We start from the raw sequence: 15286 nt of genomic DNA, 5'->3' as shown, positions 1-15286 counted from the left end.
TGGAGTCCCTATGACGACCCGTTTAAACAAAGCTGCTGTTGGAGTGAGCTTACTGGCTGCTTCTGGTGCCGCCGTCGCTGCTGAACAGCCTAATATTCTTGCCATTTGGGGTGATGACATTGGTATTTACAATATCAGTGCATACAACAATGGCATGATGGGGTATCAAACGCCAAATATCGATCGCATTGCTAACGAAGGTGCGTTGTTCACCGACCATTATGGTCAGCAATCATGTACTGCTGGCCGAGCCGCATTTCTAACGGGTCAAGAACCATTCCGTACAGGTCTACTCACTATTGGTATGCCAGGCTCTGACCACGGGATCCCAGACTGGGCTCCTACCATTGCAGATTTACTCAAAGAGCAAGGTTATATGACTGCGCAATTTGGTAAAAACCATATGGGTGACCAAGACAAGCATTTACCGACTAACCACGGCTTTGACGAATTCTTTGGTAACCTCTACCACCTTAACGCAGAAGAAGAGCCAGAAACGTACTACTACCCGAAAGATGCGGAGTTCCGTAAAAACTACGGCCCTCGTGGGGTAATCAAGTCGACTGCAGATGGGAAAATTGAAGACACAGGCCCAATGACGCGTAAGCGTATGGAAAATGCCGACGAGGAGTTCTTAGAAGAATCGTTAGCGTTTATGGAAAAAGCCGTAAAAGCAGACAAGCCTTTCTTCATCTGGCACAACACTACACGAATGCACGTTTGGACTCGTCTACAAGAAAAATACCAAGGTAAATCGGGTATCAGTATCTACGCAGATGGCATGTTGGAGCACGATGACCACGTTGGTGTCCTACTGGATAAACTTGACGACCTAGGTGTCGCTGACAACACCATTGTTATCTATTCAACCGATAACGGCGCAGAAACTGTATCTTGGCCTGATGGTGGTGCGACTCCATTCCACGGCGAAAAAGGCACAACATTTGAAGGCGGCATGCGCGTACCTCAACTTGTTCGTTGGCCTGGTGTCATCGAACCAGGCACAAAGATCAACGACATCATGGCGCACCAAGACTGGATCCCAACCCTTCTTGCGGCAGCGGGTGACGACAAAGTGGTTGAGAAACTCGCTTCAGACAAAGGCGCAAGCTACAACAATAAGAACTGGCGCGTACACTTAGACGGCTATAACTTCTTACCTTATTTTGAAGGTAAAGAAGAGAAAGGCCCTCGTGACTCGCTACTGTATTTTTCTGCTAATGCTGAATTAAATGCGGTTCGCTGGAATGACTTTAAGATCTCATTTGCATTGTTAGAAGGTAACATCACGGATGCGGTTCGTTTCCAAACTAACTGGCCTCAAATCGTTCACTTACGTGCAGACCCATTTGAAAAAGCCCCTCACGAATCGGGCATGTACCTTCGTTGGATGGCTGACAACATGTGGTTGTTTGTACCAGTAGGCAACCAAGTTCAAGAGTTCATCGCAACCTTGCCTGAATACCCTATGCAACAAAGCCAAGTACTTAACCCGGGTAACTTCAACCAGAACACGTACATGCTTCAAGGTAAGCTCAAACAACTGGAACAAGCTAGCCAACAAGTAATGAAATAACCTTTTGGTATTTTATTAATTTTATTCCTAAGCCGCTAACAGAGTTAGCGGCTTTTCAGTAACTATGGGAAGCATACGTATTCTCATTATGTTTGGTTGCCTCCCCACCTGTAATACTGTCTTTCCTAATGCCCCACTTTTCTGCGATAAAACCACCACATTCAACGGTTATCTCAATTATGACGTAACAAAAACCAAAATCTTCGAGTTTTGAGGGCCTTACTCGACAGGACTCAACCTTGCTTTGTTGCAATAACCATCGGCTAGCGCTACGTTAAATAGATACTTAAGTCACAAAAGGAAAGCTATGACCACACCATCAAGTGAAAGCTTTGAGTCTTTACTAATCAGTCAGTCGCTCGCCTTATCACGGAGTCGGCCTGTTCATTTTGAAGACACGTTTTCTGCTGTCGGCAAGCAAGTTCTTGATTGGTTTAATCTCGATCGATTAACGTTATTTCCTAACTCAATGTTAGTACTTAACCATGATCGGACAATGACTGTTTCGAAAACACCTGAGCTAACGTTAGATAAAGCACTTTTTGCTTCTAGCAGCTACAGCAAGTATATGGACCTTTTAAAGTCCAAAGCCACATGGCAAAGTTTCGATCACAATACTCTTAAAACGACGGATATAGCAGTACTAAATACACTTTATGCAGAGGGTGGACGCTGGCATGGCATTATTCGTTTGGAGTTATTTAGAGTTATTTGGAGAGGTATGGGGGGCAATGGCATTTACTCAATTCGGAAGACCAGCCAATGGGTTAACCGATCACGACTTTAAACGATTAAAACTCATATCAGATACTTGGCTTTGTTATTGGCAACACTCCATTATCGCTCGAAGTCTCAATAAGGATGCAAAAACGACCAGCAACGACAGCGAAAAATTGCTTTTACTAAGTAAAAAACAATGTTCGGTATTGGAATTGCTCGCTAAAGGTTACAGTGCAAAGCAGTGTGCAGACTCACTATTTCTAAGTCCACGCACAATTGAATCTCATAAATACAGAATGATCGATGTGTTGGGGTTACAAAGCCATTCAGAGCTTATTCAATTTGCGTTACGAAATGGCTTTAGTATCGAGCAGTAGCGTGTTTGCTCCATGTGCATCGCTAACACCCTAAATAACGTAACTGACAACACCTTTCCTCGCCTCGCTCGAGAACTCGAACGCTTGATAGTTATCACTCCTACTGGTGGCCTATCGGCTGGCAAGATTCCAGTAATTTTCAGTAGTTTTACTGTATTTTTTCGCCAGCATGGTATGGACAATAGCAGCTCACATTCAATAATCGGTAGCTACAATTGATGACCTCTAAGCAAAAAGCCATAGAACTTATAGTGCAAGACATTCTTGATCAAACTATCGAACCCAATCAAAAATTCGTTGTTAATGAATTATCACAACGCTATCAAATAGGGCTTTCTCCTATTCGAGAGGCTGCACAAGAGCTGGCATCTATAGGGTTTATACATTATCAACCTAATGTGGGAACCTACGTTAATCCTCTGACAAAGTCCGAGCTCGAAGCATTAATGGATTACCTGATCTTTCACTTTCGAAGACAGTGTAATATCCGCAATAACGGCACACAGCAAGTATCAGAACAACAAGCCGTACAACTGCTTTTCCACTTTATTAAAATAAACAAAGAATTGAGTGAAAGTAATGAACAGCTGCCGAGCTTAACGACTATTGAAGACAATTTTATTGCCATGCTTCACTTATTGCATGACTCAAGTACAGCAAAAATTACGGATAGCTTTTTTAACACCGTCATCTTGAACCTAAGGCGTTATTTTCACCAGTTCTTCCTTCAACAGCCCACTGAGTACAAGGCATTGTTTCCCGTCACTGAGTTAAAATTAATTGTTCATTTAATCACCGAAAACAATACCGTGAACTATGGCGAACTGATGGCAACATTGTTGGAAGGGATGACGGAAACGTTACTCACGGTTTTACCACCAGAGCATCACGAATATACAGAGCTTCGATCGACGCTAGTAGGGTAGCCTAGCCATAATGATCGTTATTCCAATTCGACAGGTGGGCGAAACGTCATTTCATGCATGACTAAATCCGCCGGCAGTTCAAGCAGCTGTGCAATGGTTTTAGCCACACTGGTCGGGTTCATGTATTCCGGACGCTCAGCTTCGCGAAAGTTGGTATCCGTTCCACCGGGAAATAGCGATGTTACGTTAATGCCATGAGGCTGTGCCTCTTTCATTAAGATAGCACTAAAGCCTGCAAGACCTTGCTTCATCGCGGTATAGATACTCATGGTCGCATTGGCGCGCTTAGCCACAGTGCTGATGACATTGATAATTTGCCCTTGTTGCTGCGGCTTCATCACTTTCAAGGCTTCACGACACAACAAAGAAGGCGCTCGAAGATTAATGGCATACTGCGCTTCGTATTCTTCTAATGTGAATTCTTCAATCGCGCATTTTCGCGAAATCATGCCCGCGTTATTAATTAACACATCTAAGCCGCCTAATTGAGTGCAAGCAGACTCAAACATACTCAACACATCCTCGACAACGCTGAGATCGGCCGCAATAGTATGGCAACCCGTGAGCGAGCTCAATTCATTGAGTTTTTGCTTATTTCGCCCTGTTGCAACAACATCGTGCCCTTTTGCGCATAACTCCAGCGCTAGTGCATAGCCAATACCACTCGTTGCGCCTGTTACTAGAATTTTCTTTTTCATTAGAGCCGTTACCTTATTTTCAAGAGAAAACATCGCTGATTCATCTAGCTACTGAGTAAACGAGTAGCCAGTTAACTAGGTTACCAAATTACCAAGCGGCTAAGTGTAATCTTATTCATTTATTTAGGTGTGTAAGTGACTGTATTCAAGATCACAATCTAGAAAAACGCCCTATTTACTCGCTGAAACGACCGTTACATAAACAAGAGTGATAATGGCGACCGACCATATTGACGTCCCATGCAAACTGTACCGTCTACTGACATCCTCTTCACGTTCGTTAACTCAACCTAGACAAAAATAGCGGCTGACTATTCTTAGGTGCGACATTTATGAAGAAAAACACTCGCTATATAATCGGTATCACTGTGCTTATCCTTTCGTGCAGCAGCCTGGCTGATCCTTGGAAAAAACATAAACACCATCGCCATCATAAAAAAGAGGTGCACGTTGTCCATCATTATGACCGCCACCGCCTTCCAGATTCCGCTATATTGCTCGCCATCGCTGGCGTGTCTTATGCATTAATTAACGGGCAATACTATCGAGAGGACGATGATCATTATGTGGTGGTCAAGAAGCCACCGAAGAAACGTTATCGATTAGGGCAAGTGATCAGAAAACTGCCAGAAGGAGCAACGGCGGTCAATAAACGAGGTCAGCAATACTTTGTATCAAGAGGGGATTGGTTTTTATCTACCGGACAGGGGCGATTTGTTGTGGTCAGACCGTAAGATATTATGCGATGACGAGACGTTCATAGTGGACGATCTAATAAGTCACACCACTCGCAGGGGAAGATAAAACCAAATACAAAAGCGTTAGGAGTATTAGCGTTAGAGCAATGACCGTTAGACCTTTCACGTTAAAACAGTAACGTTAGAGCAATAGCATTAAACCATTCACGTTAGAATTAGTCGCGTTAGAGCAATAAGGCGATTACGAATTAGTGACAACGTCACTAGAAGGGTAACAGAAACCAAGGAAGGAACTTACGCGATACTCATGATAATACTAAGAGTATCGCTCGGTTTCATGTCCCTGAAACTAAGTACTACAAAACCCAAGTAAGGCTGAGTAATAGAACCACTGCTGACGTCGCTAAAAACATTGTCGCAAGAGATACGATCTCTACAAACGTTGAAGTTTCTGTCGTTTGAGTTGCTTCTTTTTTTTCTGATTTGTCTAGTGTTGATAATAGTGCTGAGTTCATTTTATATACCGTTTTGTAATTTGATTTCAAGAACGGGACAAATTTTACTCTAAATGTGATTCAGGTCAAATATTATTTGGTAATTAAATTACTAAATATATTCATGTTCGCTTATTAGAAAATCTAATGTTCGACACTACTTTCTGATAAATATCGCTACTTCAATCGCACTATCGGCTTGCCAATGGCTCAAACTAGGGCTGATAACCTTCTTATACACCTTTCCCCTCAACCAGCCCTTTACGTTTCTCTACACTCAACGCCGTATATCAAAAACGTCGATTTAGTGCAGAGATGAATTGGCGTTTCCTATCACTTTTCCAACCGTATTCCATCATTAAGGACCAATCACGATTAAAGTTATAATTCGCACCAACAAGCCCTGCCCATTTATCGGTATTGCTTTGTTTCACCTTATAGTCAATACCAACCCCATTAAAGGTATAGGTCCCAGTTAAAGTGAGTGTGCTATCGAGATACGTTGCACCGGTATATAACGCCACAGATTGTGACCCGACAGTAGGTATCACTTTACCTACTCGAGGTGAAATATTGAGAATCAGCCCTTCTGCATCATTTTTTCGCATATCGGCATAAGTAAACGAAATTGGTAAGGTGACAAAATAATCATGCCACCCGGTCGCTAAAACGGTACCTAACGTATAATTATTGCCGTCAAGTTGAGCAGGCACGGAAACCTCTGGATTTGCACCCTGCAATAAACACACTTTTGGTCTTTGTAGGGGAGGTAAACTACAGTCGGCTTCCATCTGATCGATCAGGTCATTACCACTAAATTTAATCCCGATATCAGCCGTGCCACTGATTTTCCCTACCGCGCCAAACACATTCATAAACGGGAATACCCAAGCATCAAGCTTGAGCTGTGGTGATTGGGTATTGTTGCTGTTGTTGTCAAAGGAAACAAACTCTATCGGGTACTTCTGAGACCCGTTGATCCCCACATTAAGGTCTGTAATGTCCATATACTGAAACGTATCGGTGTAAATAACGCTGATACCATACGGCTTCGGAAGTGAATACCCTTTATCTATAACCTCCTGAGCGAAAAACGGCAGTGCCCTGTCCCACTTCTTAGCTCCCTTGGTTGGAGCATCAGTATTTGGGTCTTTATTGGCAATGCTAATGTCGCCAACTCCGGTTTCCGTCAAGTCATAATTCACCGAACTCGACACCACCCTCACACTGCCAAGCACAGAAGCGCCGGAAGTCGTAATTAAGTATATTGGCACATCATCGTTGCCCATTAGAGTGGTACTGGCATGAGAGCTACTTTCTCCCAAGCTTACGTCTGCACCGATTGAAAATCGCCACACACCAGCGCGATAAGACTCTAACGACTGTTCATCATTAAAGATAAGCAAAGCTTCATTGTTACCAAGAGCTAACCCTGCTCCCACATCGTAACGATCAACATCAATGTAGGTCACGCTTCCATCTTGGTTGTTGTAGATTGCCCCCACACCCGTGCCACCACCAATGACAGGCACTTTTACTCCATCCATGCTGACCGCGGCATAGCCGTAGGATTCATCGACTAACGCAGGAATTTCACTATATTCATCACTCAGTTTTCCAACAATGTTTGCGGATGTAGCATCTATCTCATCACGAGCAGTTTGTCGCTCATCGGGAGGAATATTACTGCTGCACCCAAGTAGCAACAGAGATGACAAAGACCCCAACCACCGTAGACCTATCTGCATTCCTTAAACCTCATTATTATTATCACAGTGCTATCAACACTATGGCGGCATATCCTACCAAAACCCACTCTCTAGACATACCATACTTTTGCTATTAGCTAGGTAATCCTGTGCATTGAAACTCTTTTGTTTATTTAATAATCAGAGTGCTTATTTGCAGTACCTAGTAGTAAACATAAGCCATGAATGATGATTTTTCGCGATAGCTCAGCAGACTATTTGCTTTCACTTCACAACTTCCGTCGAAATACCGAGTAAATCGCCAGCCAAAAACTAATGTTTTTTGCTTATCCAGCAGGGCTCACTGTATGTGCGAAAAGAAATTTGGATGCCTGAACAAGGCGATGGTATTGATCTAAGGAAGATCTTAACTCGACTCGAACCAAGATCAATTTGGCAGTCATGCAGTCATGCAGTCATGCAGTCATGCAAAAAAGACAACAAGTTAGTGACGTGAACCTGCAATACGCCCTTTGATTGCAATTACCTATCAATGAAATCATTATAATCGATTATACCTTCCTACCGATACCTCATAAACTGACTCCAACGAAACAAGATTCCACGCTTCCTAGAGGACAGTATTATGACAACCACTACCCTAATCGGCCTTGATACAAATGCTTCACAAGCGACTGCCGTTGAGCTTAACCAACTACTTGCTAACTACCAAGTGTTGTACATGAACACTCGAGGTTATCACTGGAATATTAAAGGTGAGCAATTCTTTGAACTCCATGTGAAGTTCGAAGAAATCTATACCGACTTACAAACCAAGATTGATGAACTGGCAGAACGTATTCTTACCATAGGTCATACGCCGGATCACTCTTTCAGCCGTTACCTTGAGTTGAGCCAAATCCAAGAACATCAACATGCCTTCCGAGGAAAAGAGTGTGTCACAGGACTCGTGAATGGATTTTCGGTTCTGATTCACCGCCAACGCGAAATATTAGAGCAAGCAGCTAACTCGAGTGATGAAGGTACAGCGGCGCTGATGGGTGACTATATTCGTGAGCAAGAAAAGCTGCTCTGGATGCTCAACGCCTATCTTAACTGATCGGTAAATACGAAAGTAAAGTAACGAGGCGCGAAACGCGCCTCTTTCACTTACCGTTTAGTCGATTGCTGAAGATTGAAACTCACTCAAGACAAACTCAATAAATTTGCTCAAACGCTGCGAGCGATTAACAATCGGTGGATAGAGCAAATAGACGTCATTAGAGGTTGAGATATACTCAGACAACACACTCACCAACTTACCGCTGTTGATTTCTTTACGTACAAAATAGTCAGGAGTATAAATAATACCCCGCCCCTCTAATGCCTGTGTTTTCAAGATATGATTATCGTTGTTCTTGAGCCACCCACGAATCGGATACTCGCCATCTGAAAAAGGCCATGTTGCATCGTTGCTGTTATTCAAGCAATCGTGTTCTAGCAGTTGGTCTGGGTGTGTAGGACGAGACACTCGAGCGAAATAGCTAGGCGCCCCTGTTACCGCATGGCTATAAGAGAACAGCTTTTTTGCAATCATATTATCAGGCGGATTTCGTGTTGCTCTGAAGGCGAAATCGAAGTTATCCCTAACCAAATTAAAGCTCTGATAGCTGCACTCAATATCAAATTTAATTCCAGGATGTTCACCAGTAAAGCGACGACATACATCCAGTAGCGTGCCTTGAGTAAATTGCATCGGTGCCGTTATTCGAATCGTACCTTCTAAGCACTGGTTTTCGTATTCAGCTTTGCGCTCAAGATCCACCAGCGTCTGAGAAATAGACTCCATCCCTGTCGCAATTCTCTCTCCTTGAGGGGTAAGTCGAATACTTCGAGTTGAACGAATCATTAAGCTATAACCCAACTCTTTTTCTAACTGCTTTATTTGCGTAGAAAGGTAGCCGCGCGAAATATCTAACGTATCCGCTGCTTTGGTAAAACTGAGCTGTTTCGCTACCTCAGAAAATAACATAAGCCGTTCTATTTTCTTATGCTGCATTAATGTGCCCTTTTCCGCATCCTTCCGATTATTTGTTTGTTATATCAAATAATGATTTTTATTTGCTATGTTTTTCTTACCAATATCTTCAGGCATTCTAACTAAAGACAACAAAACAAGGCGTACCAAGATGGCTTCTCAAGTAGCAAACAACACCTCAACCTCTTCGCTTATCTACGGATGTATGGGTCTTGGCGGTGGCTGGGACTCTGCACCTATTAGCAAAGAGCAAATCCAACAGACTCACACTGTGATTGATGCGGCTCTAGAATCTGGCATTACCCTCTTTGATCATGCAGACATCTACACCTTGGGAAAAGCTGAGCAAGTCTTTGGGACGGCTCTCAAAGAGCGCCCCTGTCTTGCAGATATAATCCGCCTACAGTCTAAATGTGCGATTCGATTTGCAGACCAAAACGGTCCTGCTCGATATGATTTCTCCAAATCTTACCTTTTAGATGCGGTAGACCACATCCTCTCAAGACTTGGCGTTGAACAGTTAGACACCTTATTACTGCATCGCCCAGACCCGCTTATGGTTCCAGAAGAAGTTGCCGAGGCCGTCCAGGCTTTACAACAAGCCGGAAAGATTCGTCAATTAGGCGTTTCAAATATGAATGGCCATCAAATGGCTTTGCTTCAATCGGCACTTAATACGCCTATTGTTTGTAATCAAATCGAAATGAGTCTAACCAAGCTTGATTGGCTTGAACAAAGCATAGGCACAGGGGTGAGCTCTAGTTTGGGGACCATTGAGTATTGCCGCATGCACGATGTATCAATACAAGCTTGGGGGAGTTTAAGCCAAGGTATACTAACTGGGAAAGATACCTCTTCACAGAGCCAAGACATACAAGATACGGCTCATCGAGTCACTCAGCTTTCTGAAAAATATTCGGTGTCTAAAGAAGCCATCGTCCTCGCATGGCTAATGCGTCATCCCGCCAACATCAATCCAGTAATCGGAACAACGAACCCGGCACGTATTGCCGCTTGTGCACAAGCCAAGGACATCGAACTATCGCGTGCAGACTGGTATCTATTGTTTGAATCCGCTCGTGGACAACAAGTGCCTTAACCAACCCTAGGGATAAAATAGACAAGGAGAAAACAATGAAACTGGAACAAGCACAGTCGTTACTTAACTTTGCTCAGCAATACGCGGTTGAAAATGGACTTGAGATCTCAGCCGCCATTACCGATTGCCATGGCGAACTTATCGCATTCTTTAAAATGGACAAGTCGAGCCTTCAATCTGCACGGCTCGCTCAAAACAAAGCGTACACTGCGGCACGCGATCGTCAACCTAGCGCCTCACTTGGTAAATGGGCGCAAGAGACAGGTAAAGATATGGGGTATTGGACGGATGCTAGATTTACCGGATTAGGCGGTGGTTTACCTATCGAGCACCAAGGTACTGTTATTGGAGCGGTAGGCATCAGCGGCTTGAGCGAAACTGATGACGAAGCACTTGCTCGCCTCGCTATCTCACACGTTTTTGCAGCATAGAACCCAAAGTTGCAGGACAAAAATTACGTCCTGCACCTTCATTTTAATGGGTATCGTCGACCAAAGCTAAGCATCATTCAAAGCTTATCATCAACCCGAGTTAAGCGTCATCTGCATGGTTGATGCTTTGTTGAAAAATGAATTTTTGGGCAGTATTTAGTTTCCACACATAATTTGGTTTCAACACATAAATAAGTTTCAACACATAAATAAGTTTCAACACATAAATAAGTTTCAACACATAATTGGACGGGTACGCAAGTATGCAAGGTTGCGCTTCTACCCAAAATTACGCTTTTACGCAAACGATGATCGCATTACCCGATCGTTGGTCCCAAGGTAGAATTTTATCGTAATCGTGCTCAAAAATATGGACCTCAAACCAAGGTTTAAGTAAGTCTGCTATCTCTTTAATGGTGAACGCCACCATCGGGTGTTCATCATGCCAAGATAGTGTTTCGTTGGCGTTATGTTTTTCAATGTTGAGCTTTAGTGCCTGCTTTTCACCTTCGCCTCCATAGTACCAACCAGAGCAGAAACTCAATGTCTCCCCTAGATATTGAGTGTTGTGTTTAACGAAGGAACGATTGTCGATTTTAAGCCTATCAACCACATTAAAGCAGAACACCCCGCCACTATTAAGTGCCTTGAATACTCGATGGATGCAATCTTGGAGTTTCTGTAATCCATCGCAATAGTGAATCGAATATAAGAAGCAGGTAATCAAATCCAAAGGCTGCGTGACTTGAAATTCACTCATATTTTGCAACGTAAACGGCGCTTCAGGGCATCGGGTGGCGGCAATATCAAGCATAGGTTGGTTGATATCTAACCCACTACTTTGGTAGCCAAAATCAATAAAGTGACGCACGTGAGGGCCTGTCCCACAGGCTAAATCGAGATGTAATTTACCCGAATTGCCAAATATCTGGTGCAACCTTTGTACGCAGTGACTCTGTGATTGATAGTCTATATCAGCGCACATAAGATCGTAGTAATGGGAAAGATCAGTATAAAGGGCGTTAGCAGACATGATGGCCTAGTCGTGGAAGACATAATTTTTTGGTGGCGCATCGTATACGACTTTACTGGTTTTTCTAACAAGATATTCCCCTATGGGCCGAAAAACTAAGCCAACGTAACCAGCATTAAATTAAAATAAATAAAAACAATCAGTTAACCAAAATGGCTTGATTATGGCGTTACGCACACTGACCAATCGCCATGTAAGATTTATCTTAGATAATATTATTCCGTGGTCATTTCTCGCGTTAATGCCCTACGCATCGTTGGTGCTCTATGCATCGCTAGTGCCCTACGCATCGTTAATGCCTTATGCATCGTTACTGCCTTGCGCATCATTCACACCAAAATCCTCACTTATTGTATGACTACGGCCGTCAAAACCCATATAGAATAGGGCTTCCAGCATGTTATGTGCTAACATACGGCCATCAGCTTTATAAATGTGCAACTGATCTCATTTGTTTGACTGATCATGGTAGCAACCTGCTATGAATTAACTAATGAGGACAAAGTAGTGAGTAAATTAACTGCAGAGCAACGAAAAGCTCGTGATGATGAACGCTTTTCACAACGTGTGGCAGAACGCCGAGAAAAAGGTGAAGATGTTATCGCGTATGCGCTGACCACAAAAAAAGCCGTTAAGTTCTTAAGCAAGTCTGAGAGAAAAGAACTCAACCGCAGAAAGCTTGCTAACCAAGAAGAAAAGCAACTCAAAGAAAAGGAAGAACTTAAGCGTATTGAAGCGTCGTTCACTAACGACACTGACGCTGAATAGACTGCTTCACCTTTATAGGTAAACGTTAAGCCTAGTATCGACATCATGCCTTTAAAAGGAAGAGTATCGACACTAGGCTTTTTCAATGTTAGCGCTCGATTTTACCTTTTGCTGTTAACTAGCTCAGCATAACCGCCTTCACGCAGTGATTTCTCCATGATGCTGACGACACGACGACTGGTGGTGTGACTAAGTAACTCTGATCGAGTCTCATTGATTAACAATAACGATGATACATGCTCAATTTCATCCGAAAATCCCCCACCTTTTACTGGCATTGAAATTTGGCTGGACTGACCTTGATAAGTTATATCTATCGTCGTAGGGTTCCACCACTTACCATGAATAGTAATTTCTAGTTCAGGACCACGGATCATCGCTTCTCGAGCGAGATCGCGAGTAATGGAAGCGCCTATTTTACCTGCCAACGCACCGGAAAAAGTAAACGTAGCGTTTTCATCCACTTCACTTAGTGGATTGTCTTGAACAAACTCAACTTGTGGTTCCGTTACTGATACTCCAGCCAATTGGCATAAATCTGCGTACAACCACAGGCCATAAACGCCAACATCTAACGTCGCACCGCCACACAATGTCGGGTTGAATAAATGCCACGTACTATCAAATTCGTGCCAGCTACCAAATGACGCTTCCACCGACGTAATGGTAACGTTTTGTTGCCTGATAAATTGCTTCATCTCTCGATAAGCCGGAAACGTGACGCTCTTCATCGCTTCAGCTAACAACAATCCCTTTTCTTGAGCCAATGCTGCCATCGCGTCCCAATCAGCTAGATTGGTCAATGCAGGCTTTTCAACGAGCACATGTTTACCACTGTTTAAAAACAGCTCAATCAATTTTTTATGAAATGGGTGAATAGTCGCAATGTAAATGGCATCGACTTTGCTGTCTGCCGCTAATTCCGCATACGACCCATAGCTCGTATCACAACCATATTGCTCTGAAAACTGTTGTGCTCTGCTTAAATCTCTCGCCGCTACTGCATAGAGTTCTGCATTGCCCACTGACCCGGTTAAATCCTTAACAAATCGATGAGCGATATTACCTAAACCTGCAATGCCCCAGCGTACTTTGTTTTTCAAACGACTCTCCTTCACGGTTTGGCTATAAATAGCGGTTTTATTTCGGTATTTTCCCTATCTGAGACTCGGTAATCAACTAAAGCTGCCATTATTCTTTAAGATAACGATATTGAATTCTATAAGATAATGCTATTGATATTGCAGCGTGAATATCCAACCCGTGTAATATTCATAAGGAAAATGAACGAACTTATAGCAAACCCTAAGCATCGCCAGGAACTGGATAAGCGAGACAACGTGAGTGTTTGGCCTTATTGGTTAGGGATCTCACTATTTTCCGTCGCCCTATTGGGCTGCGTCGTTATCGCATAATATTAACGATTCTACTTTGCGGTTTAAGCAACCCATTTTCACTTTTAGGACAACCCCATGCCTTCACCTATCACCCATACTATGAATACTACCGTATGGATTATGCTTGTTTTACTTTCTGTCCTTTGGGGTGGATCGTTTTTCTTCGTCGGTATTGCGGTCGAAGAGCTTACCCCACTGACTATCGTCGCGCTTCGCGTTGGGATCGCCGCTATTGCCTTATGGAGTTTTGCTTTTGCTATTGGTCTACGCCCCCCTAAACAGGTCAAAGTATGGGGATTGTTTCTAGCAATGGGGCTACTAAATAACGTCATTCCGTTTTTACTTATTGTCTGGGGACAAACTCAAATTGCATCAGGGCTCGCGTCTATATTGAATGCAGCAACGCCAATTTTCGCAGTGGTTGTCGCCGGTCTATTTCTACCCGACGAAAAACCAACACCACTCAAACTCTTCGGTGTTGCCATTGGGTTCATTGGCGTCGTCGTTATGATTGGCGTGCCAGCCTTAAGTGGAAATAGCCACTTGTTGGCTCAACTGGCGATCATTGCTGCGACGATATGTTACGCGTTTGCTGGTGTATTCGGCAGAAGGTTTAAAGCACTAGAAATACCACCGGTCATCATCGCTTCGGGGCAAGTAACGGCGTCGGCATTCATATTACTGCCTATTACCTTTATCGTGGATGGCAAAGCCGCGTTATCCGCTGCGAGTAACCAAACTTGGTTAGCGATCCTTGGGCTGGCTATTATCTCTACAGCTATCGCCTATGTGTTGTACTTTAAAATACTCGAAATAGCAGGGGCGACTAACGTATTATTGGTGACATTACTCGTTCCTGTCTCTGCTGTTCTACTCGGTTCTGTATTTCTTGATGAGTCCCTTGAACTCATTCACTTATTAGGCATGTTGATGATAGCGCTTGGATTATCGGCCATTGATGGGCGTATTTGGTATCGTTTGAAAGCAATGTTCTACTAGTGGAGTGAGTTTCCCAACTTCAACGTCAGAGCGCCGCCATGGATCGAAGCGGTGCCCTTAGTCAATCATGACACATAAAGATCAGCAAAAAACGCCATTATCTTCCATCCTGTCGCTCCTAACCTTTGTTACTCTTAATTCTTAGCTCTTAGCTCTTAGCTCTTAATTTACGCTAGAATAGCCACTACTCAATGACCTCTTCAACGTCAAAGTTATCTTCTACAATGTTTGCTGAAATATCAGCTCGACTGTCAAACACGAACTTACAACCTGTAAATCAGGTAGCAACCGCAATATTGAATTTTCGCTTTCACGCTGTTTCTTGATTGAACGACACTTCAGAA

The 15286-nt window shown here is 43.3% G+C and carries 17 protein-coding genes; 10 read left to right on the top strand and 7 right to left on the bottom strand.

The features are described from left to right. The first annotated feature begins 10 nt into the window (after window positions 1-10). From M9196_RS16015 to M9196_RS16005, 3 genes are all read left to right on the top strand, one after another. On the top strand, window positions 11-1576 hold the full coding sequence (locus M9196_RS16015) for an arylsulfatase (RefSeq protein WP_250618529.1): 1566 nt from the start codon (window positions 11-13) through the stop codon (window positions 1574-1576). Between the two features lie 677 nt (window positions 1577-2253). Next, the gene (locus M9196_RS23640) at window positions 2254-2673 is read left to right on the top strand and encodes a response regulator transcription factor (protein ID WP_319946357.1); all 420 of its coding nucleotides are present in this window, start codon (window positions 2254-2256) and stop codon (window positions 2671-2673) included. A gap of 218 nt (window positions 2674-2891) precedes the next feature. Continuing rightward, window positions 2892-3599 (top strand): GntR family transcriptional regulator, encoded by a 708-nt coding sequence (locus M9196_RS16005; RefSeq protein ID WP_250618528.1) that lies wholly within the window; start codon window positions 2892-2894, stop codon window positions 3597-3599. 17 nt (window positions 3600-3616) lie between these two features. On the opposite strand, the gene M9196_RS16000 is transcribed toward M9196_RS16005, so the two are convergent. Further along, complete coding sequence (locus tag M9196_RS16000) at window positions 3617-4297, bottom strand: SDR family oxidoreductase (RefSeq protein ID WP_250618527.1); 681 nt, start codon at window positions 4295-4297, stop codon at window positions 3617-3619. Between the two features lie 332 nt (window positions 4298-4629). Here M9196_RS16000 and M9196_RS15995 point away from each other — a divergent pair, with 332 nt between their 5' ends. Beyond that, a complete protein-coding gene (locus M9196_RS15995; protein ID WP_250618526.1) occupies window positions 4630-5031 on the top strand; it encodes a DUF6515 family protein in 402 nt (133 codons plus the stop codon). A gap of 320 nt (window positions 5032-5351) precedes the next feature. Here M9196_RS15995 and M9196_RS15990 read toward each other — a convergent pair whose 3' ends face one another. Together M9196_RS15990 and M9196_RS15985 are read right to left on the bottom strand one after the other, a co-directional pair. Next, window positions 5352-5510 carry a hypothetical protein gene (locus M9196_RS15990; protein ID WP_250618525.1) on the bottom strand — a complete coding sequence of 53 codons (159 nt, stop codon included), beginning with the start codon at window positions 5508-5510 and terminating at the stop codon, window positions 5352-5354. Window positions 5511-5779: 269 nt separating this feature from the next. Continuing rightward, window positions 5780-7237, bottom strand: a complete 1458-nt coding sequence (locus tag M9196_RS15985) for a lipid-binding SYLF domain-containing protein (protein WP_250618524.1) — start codon at window positions 7235-7237, stop codon at window positions 5780-5782. Between the two features lie 586 nt (window positions 7238-7823). On the opposite strand from M9196_RS15985, the gene M9196_RS15980 reads away from it, so the two are divergent. Then, complete coding sequence (locus tag M9196_RS15980; protein WP_250618523.1) at window positions 7824-8297, top strand: Dps family protein; 474 nt, start codon at window positions 7824-7826, stop codon at window positions 8295-8297. Window positions 8298-8354: 57 nt separating this feature from the next. Here the strand turns inward: M9196_RS15980 and M9196_RS15975 are convergent, their stop codons facing one another. After that, window positions 8355-9236 (bottom strand): LysR family transcriptional regulator, encoded by an 882-nt coding sequence (locus tag M9196_RS15975; protein ID WP_250618522.1) that lies wholly within the window; start codon window positions 9234-9236, stop codon window positions 8355-8357. A gap of 130 nt (window positions 9237-9366) precedes the next feature. Between M9196_RS15975 and M9196_RS15970 the strand changes: the two genes are divergently transcribed. Both M9196_RS15970 and M9196_RS15965 read left to right on the top strand, forming a co-directional pair. After that, a complete protein-coding gene (locus M9196_RS15970; protein ID WP_250618521.1) occupies window positions 9367-10314 on the top strand; it encodes an aldo/keto reductase in 948 nt (315 codons plus the stop codon). 35 nt (window positions 10315-10349) lie between these two features. Next, window positions 10350-10745 (top strand): GlcG/HbpS family heme-binding protein, encoded by a 396-nt coding sequence (locus tag M9196_RS15965; protein WP_250618520.1) that lies wholly within the window; start codon window positions 10350-10352, stop codon window positions 10743-10745. 289 nt (window positions 10746-11034) lie between these two features. On the opposite strand, the gene M9196_RS15960 is transcribed toward M9196_RS15965, so the two are convergent. Both M9196_RS15960 and M9196_RS15955 read right to left on the bottom strand, forming a co-directional pair. Then, window positions 11035-11778, bottom strand: a complete 744-nt coding sequence (locus M9196_RS15960; RefSeq protein ID WP_250618519.1) for a class I SAM-dependent DNA methyltransferase — start codon at window positions 11776-11778, stop codon at window positions 11035-11037. A 300-nt stretch (window positions 11779-12078) separates the two neighbouring features. After that, on the bottom strand, window positions 12079-12219 hold the full coding sequence (locus M9196_RS15955) for a hypothetical protein (protein ID WP_250618518.1): 141 nt from the start codon (window positions 12217-12219) through the stop codon (window positions 12079-12081). A gap of 66 nt (window positions 12220-12285) precedes the next feature. On the opposite strand from M9196_RS15955, the gene M9196_RS15950 reads away from it, so the two are divergent. Next, complete coding sequence (locus M9196_RS15950; protein WP_250618517.1) at window positions 12286-12546, top strand: DNA polymerase III subunit epsilon; 261 nt, start codon at window positions 12286-12288, stop codon at window positions 12544-12546. Window positions 12547-12647: 101 nt separating this feature from the next. Here the strand turns inward: M9196_RS15950 and M9196_RS15945 are convergent, their stop codons facing one another. After that, the gene (locus M9196_RS15945; RefSeq protein ID WP_250618516.1) at window positions 12648-13649 is read right to left on the bottom strand and encodes a Gfo/Idh/MocA family protein; all 1002 of its coding nucleotides are present in this window, start codon (window positions 13647-13649) and stop codon (window positions 12648-12650) included. A gap of 180 nt (window positions 13650-13829) precedes the next feature. Between M9196_RS15945 and M9196_RS23575 the strand changes: the two genes are divergently transcribed. Both M9196_RS23575 and M9196_RS15940 read left to right on the top strand, forming a co-directional pair. Then, window positions 13830-13961, top strand: a complete 132-nt coding sequence (locus tag M9196_RS23575) for a hypothetical protein (RefSeq protein ID WP_284677200.1) — start codon at window positions 13830-13832, stop codon at window positions 13959-13961. A gap of 57 nt (window positions 13962-14018) precedes the next feature. Next, entirely contained in the window at window positions 14019-14942 is a 924-nt protein-coding gene (locus tag M9196_RS15940; RefSeq protein ID WP_250618515.1) for a DMT family transporter, read from the top strand. Window positions 14943-15286 lie beyond the last annotated feature (344 nt).

Origin of the sequence: Vibrio methylphosphonaticus (genome assembly GCF_023634655.1) — a bacterium.
GTDB lineage: Bacteria > Pseudomonadota > Gammaproteobacteria > Enterobacterales > Vibrionaceae > Vibrio > Vibrio methylphosphonaticus.
The sequence above is the reverse complement of the archived record's forward strand: the minus strand, read 5'-3'. Positions and strand labels throughout refer to the sequence as shown.

Coding starts and splice junctions, on each gene's coding strand:
- M9196_RS15990 (WP_250618525.1), bottom strand. CDS start 5,510: ATGAACTCAGCACTATTATCAACACTAGACAAATCAGAAAAAAAAGAA.
- M9196_RS15965 (WP_250618520.1), top strand. CDS start 10,350: ATGAAACTGGAACAAGCACAGTCGTTACTTAACTTTGCTCAGCAATAC.
- M9196_RS15940 (WP_250618515.1), top strand. CDS start 14,019: ATGCCTTCACCTATCACCCATACTATGAATACTACCGTATGGATTATG.
- M9196_RS15970 (WP_250618521.1), top strand. CDS start 9,367: ATGGCTTCTCAAGTAGCAAACAACACCTCAACCTCTTCGCTTATCTAC.
- M9196_RS16015 (WP_250618529.1), top strand. CDS start 11: ATGACGACCCGTTTAAACAAAGCTGCTGTTGGAGTGAGCTTACTGGCT.
- M9196_RS15985 (WP_250618524.1), bottom strand. CDS start 7,237: ATGCAGATAGGTCTACGGTGGTTGGGGTCTTTGTCATCTCTGTTGCTA.
- M9196_RS15995 (WP_250618526.1), top strand. CDS start 4,630: ATGAAGAAAAACACTCGCTATATAATCGGTATCACTGTGCTTATCCTT.
- M9196_RS23640 (WP_319946357.1), top strand. CDS start 2,254: ATGGCATTATTCGTTTGGAGTTATTTAGAGTTATTTGGAGAGGTATGG.
- M9196_RS16005 (WP_250618528.1), top strand. CDS start 2,892: ATGACCTCTAAGCAAAAAGCCATAGAACTTATAGTGCAAGACATTCTT.
- M9196_RS16000 (WP_250618527.1), bottom strand. CDS start 4,297: ATGAAAAAGAAAATTCTAGTAACAGGCGCAACGAGTGGTATTGGCTAT.
- M9196_RS23575 (WP_284677200.1), top strand. CDS start 13,830: ATGAACGAACTTATAGCAAACCCTAAGCATCGCCAGGAACTGGATAAG.
- M9196_RS15960 (WP_250618519.1), bottom strand. CDS start 11,778: ATGTCTGCTAACGCCCTTTATACTGATCTTTCCCATTACTACGATCTT.
- M9196_RS15975 (WP_250618522.1), bottom strand. CDS start 9,236: ATGCAGCATAAGAAAATAGAACGGCTTATGTTATTTTCTGAGGTAGCG.
- M9196_RS15980 (WP_250618523.1), top strand. CDS start 7,824: ATGACAACCACTACCCTAATCGGCCTTGATACAAATGCTTCACAAGCG.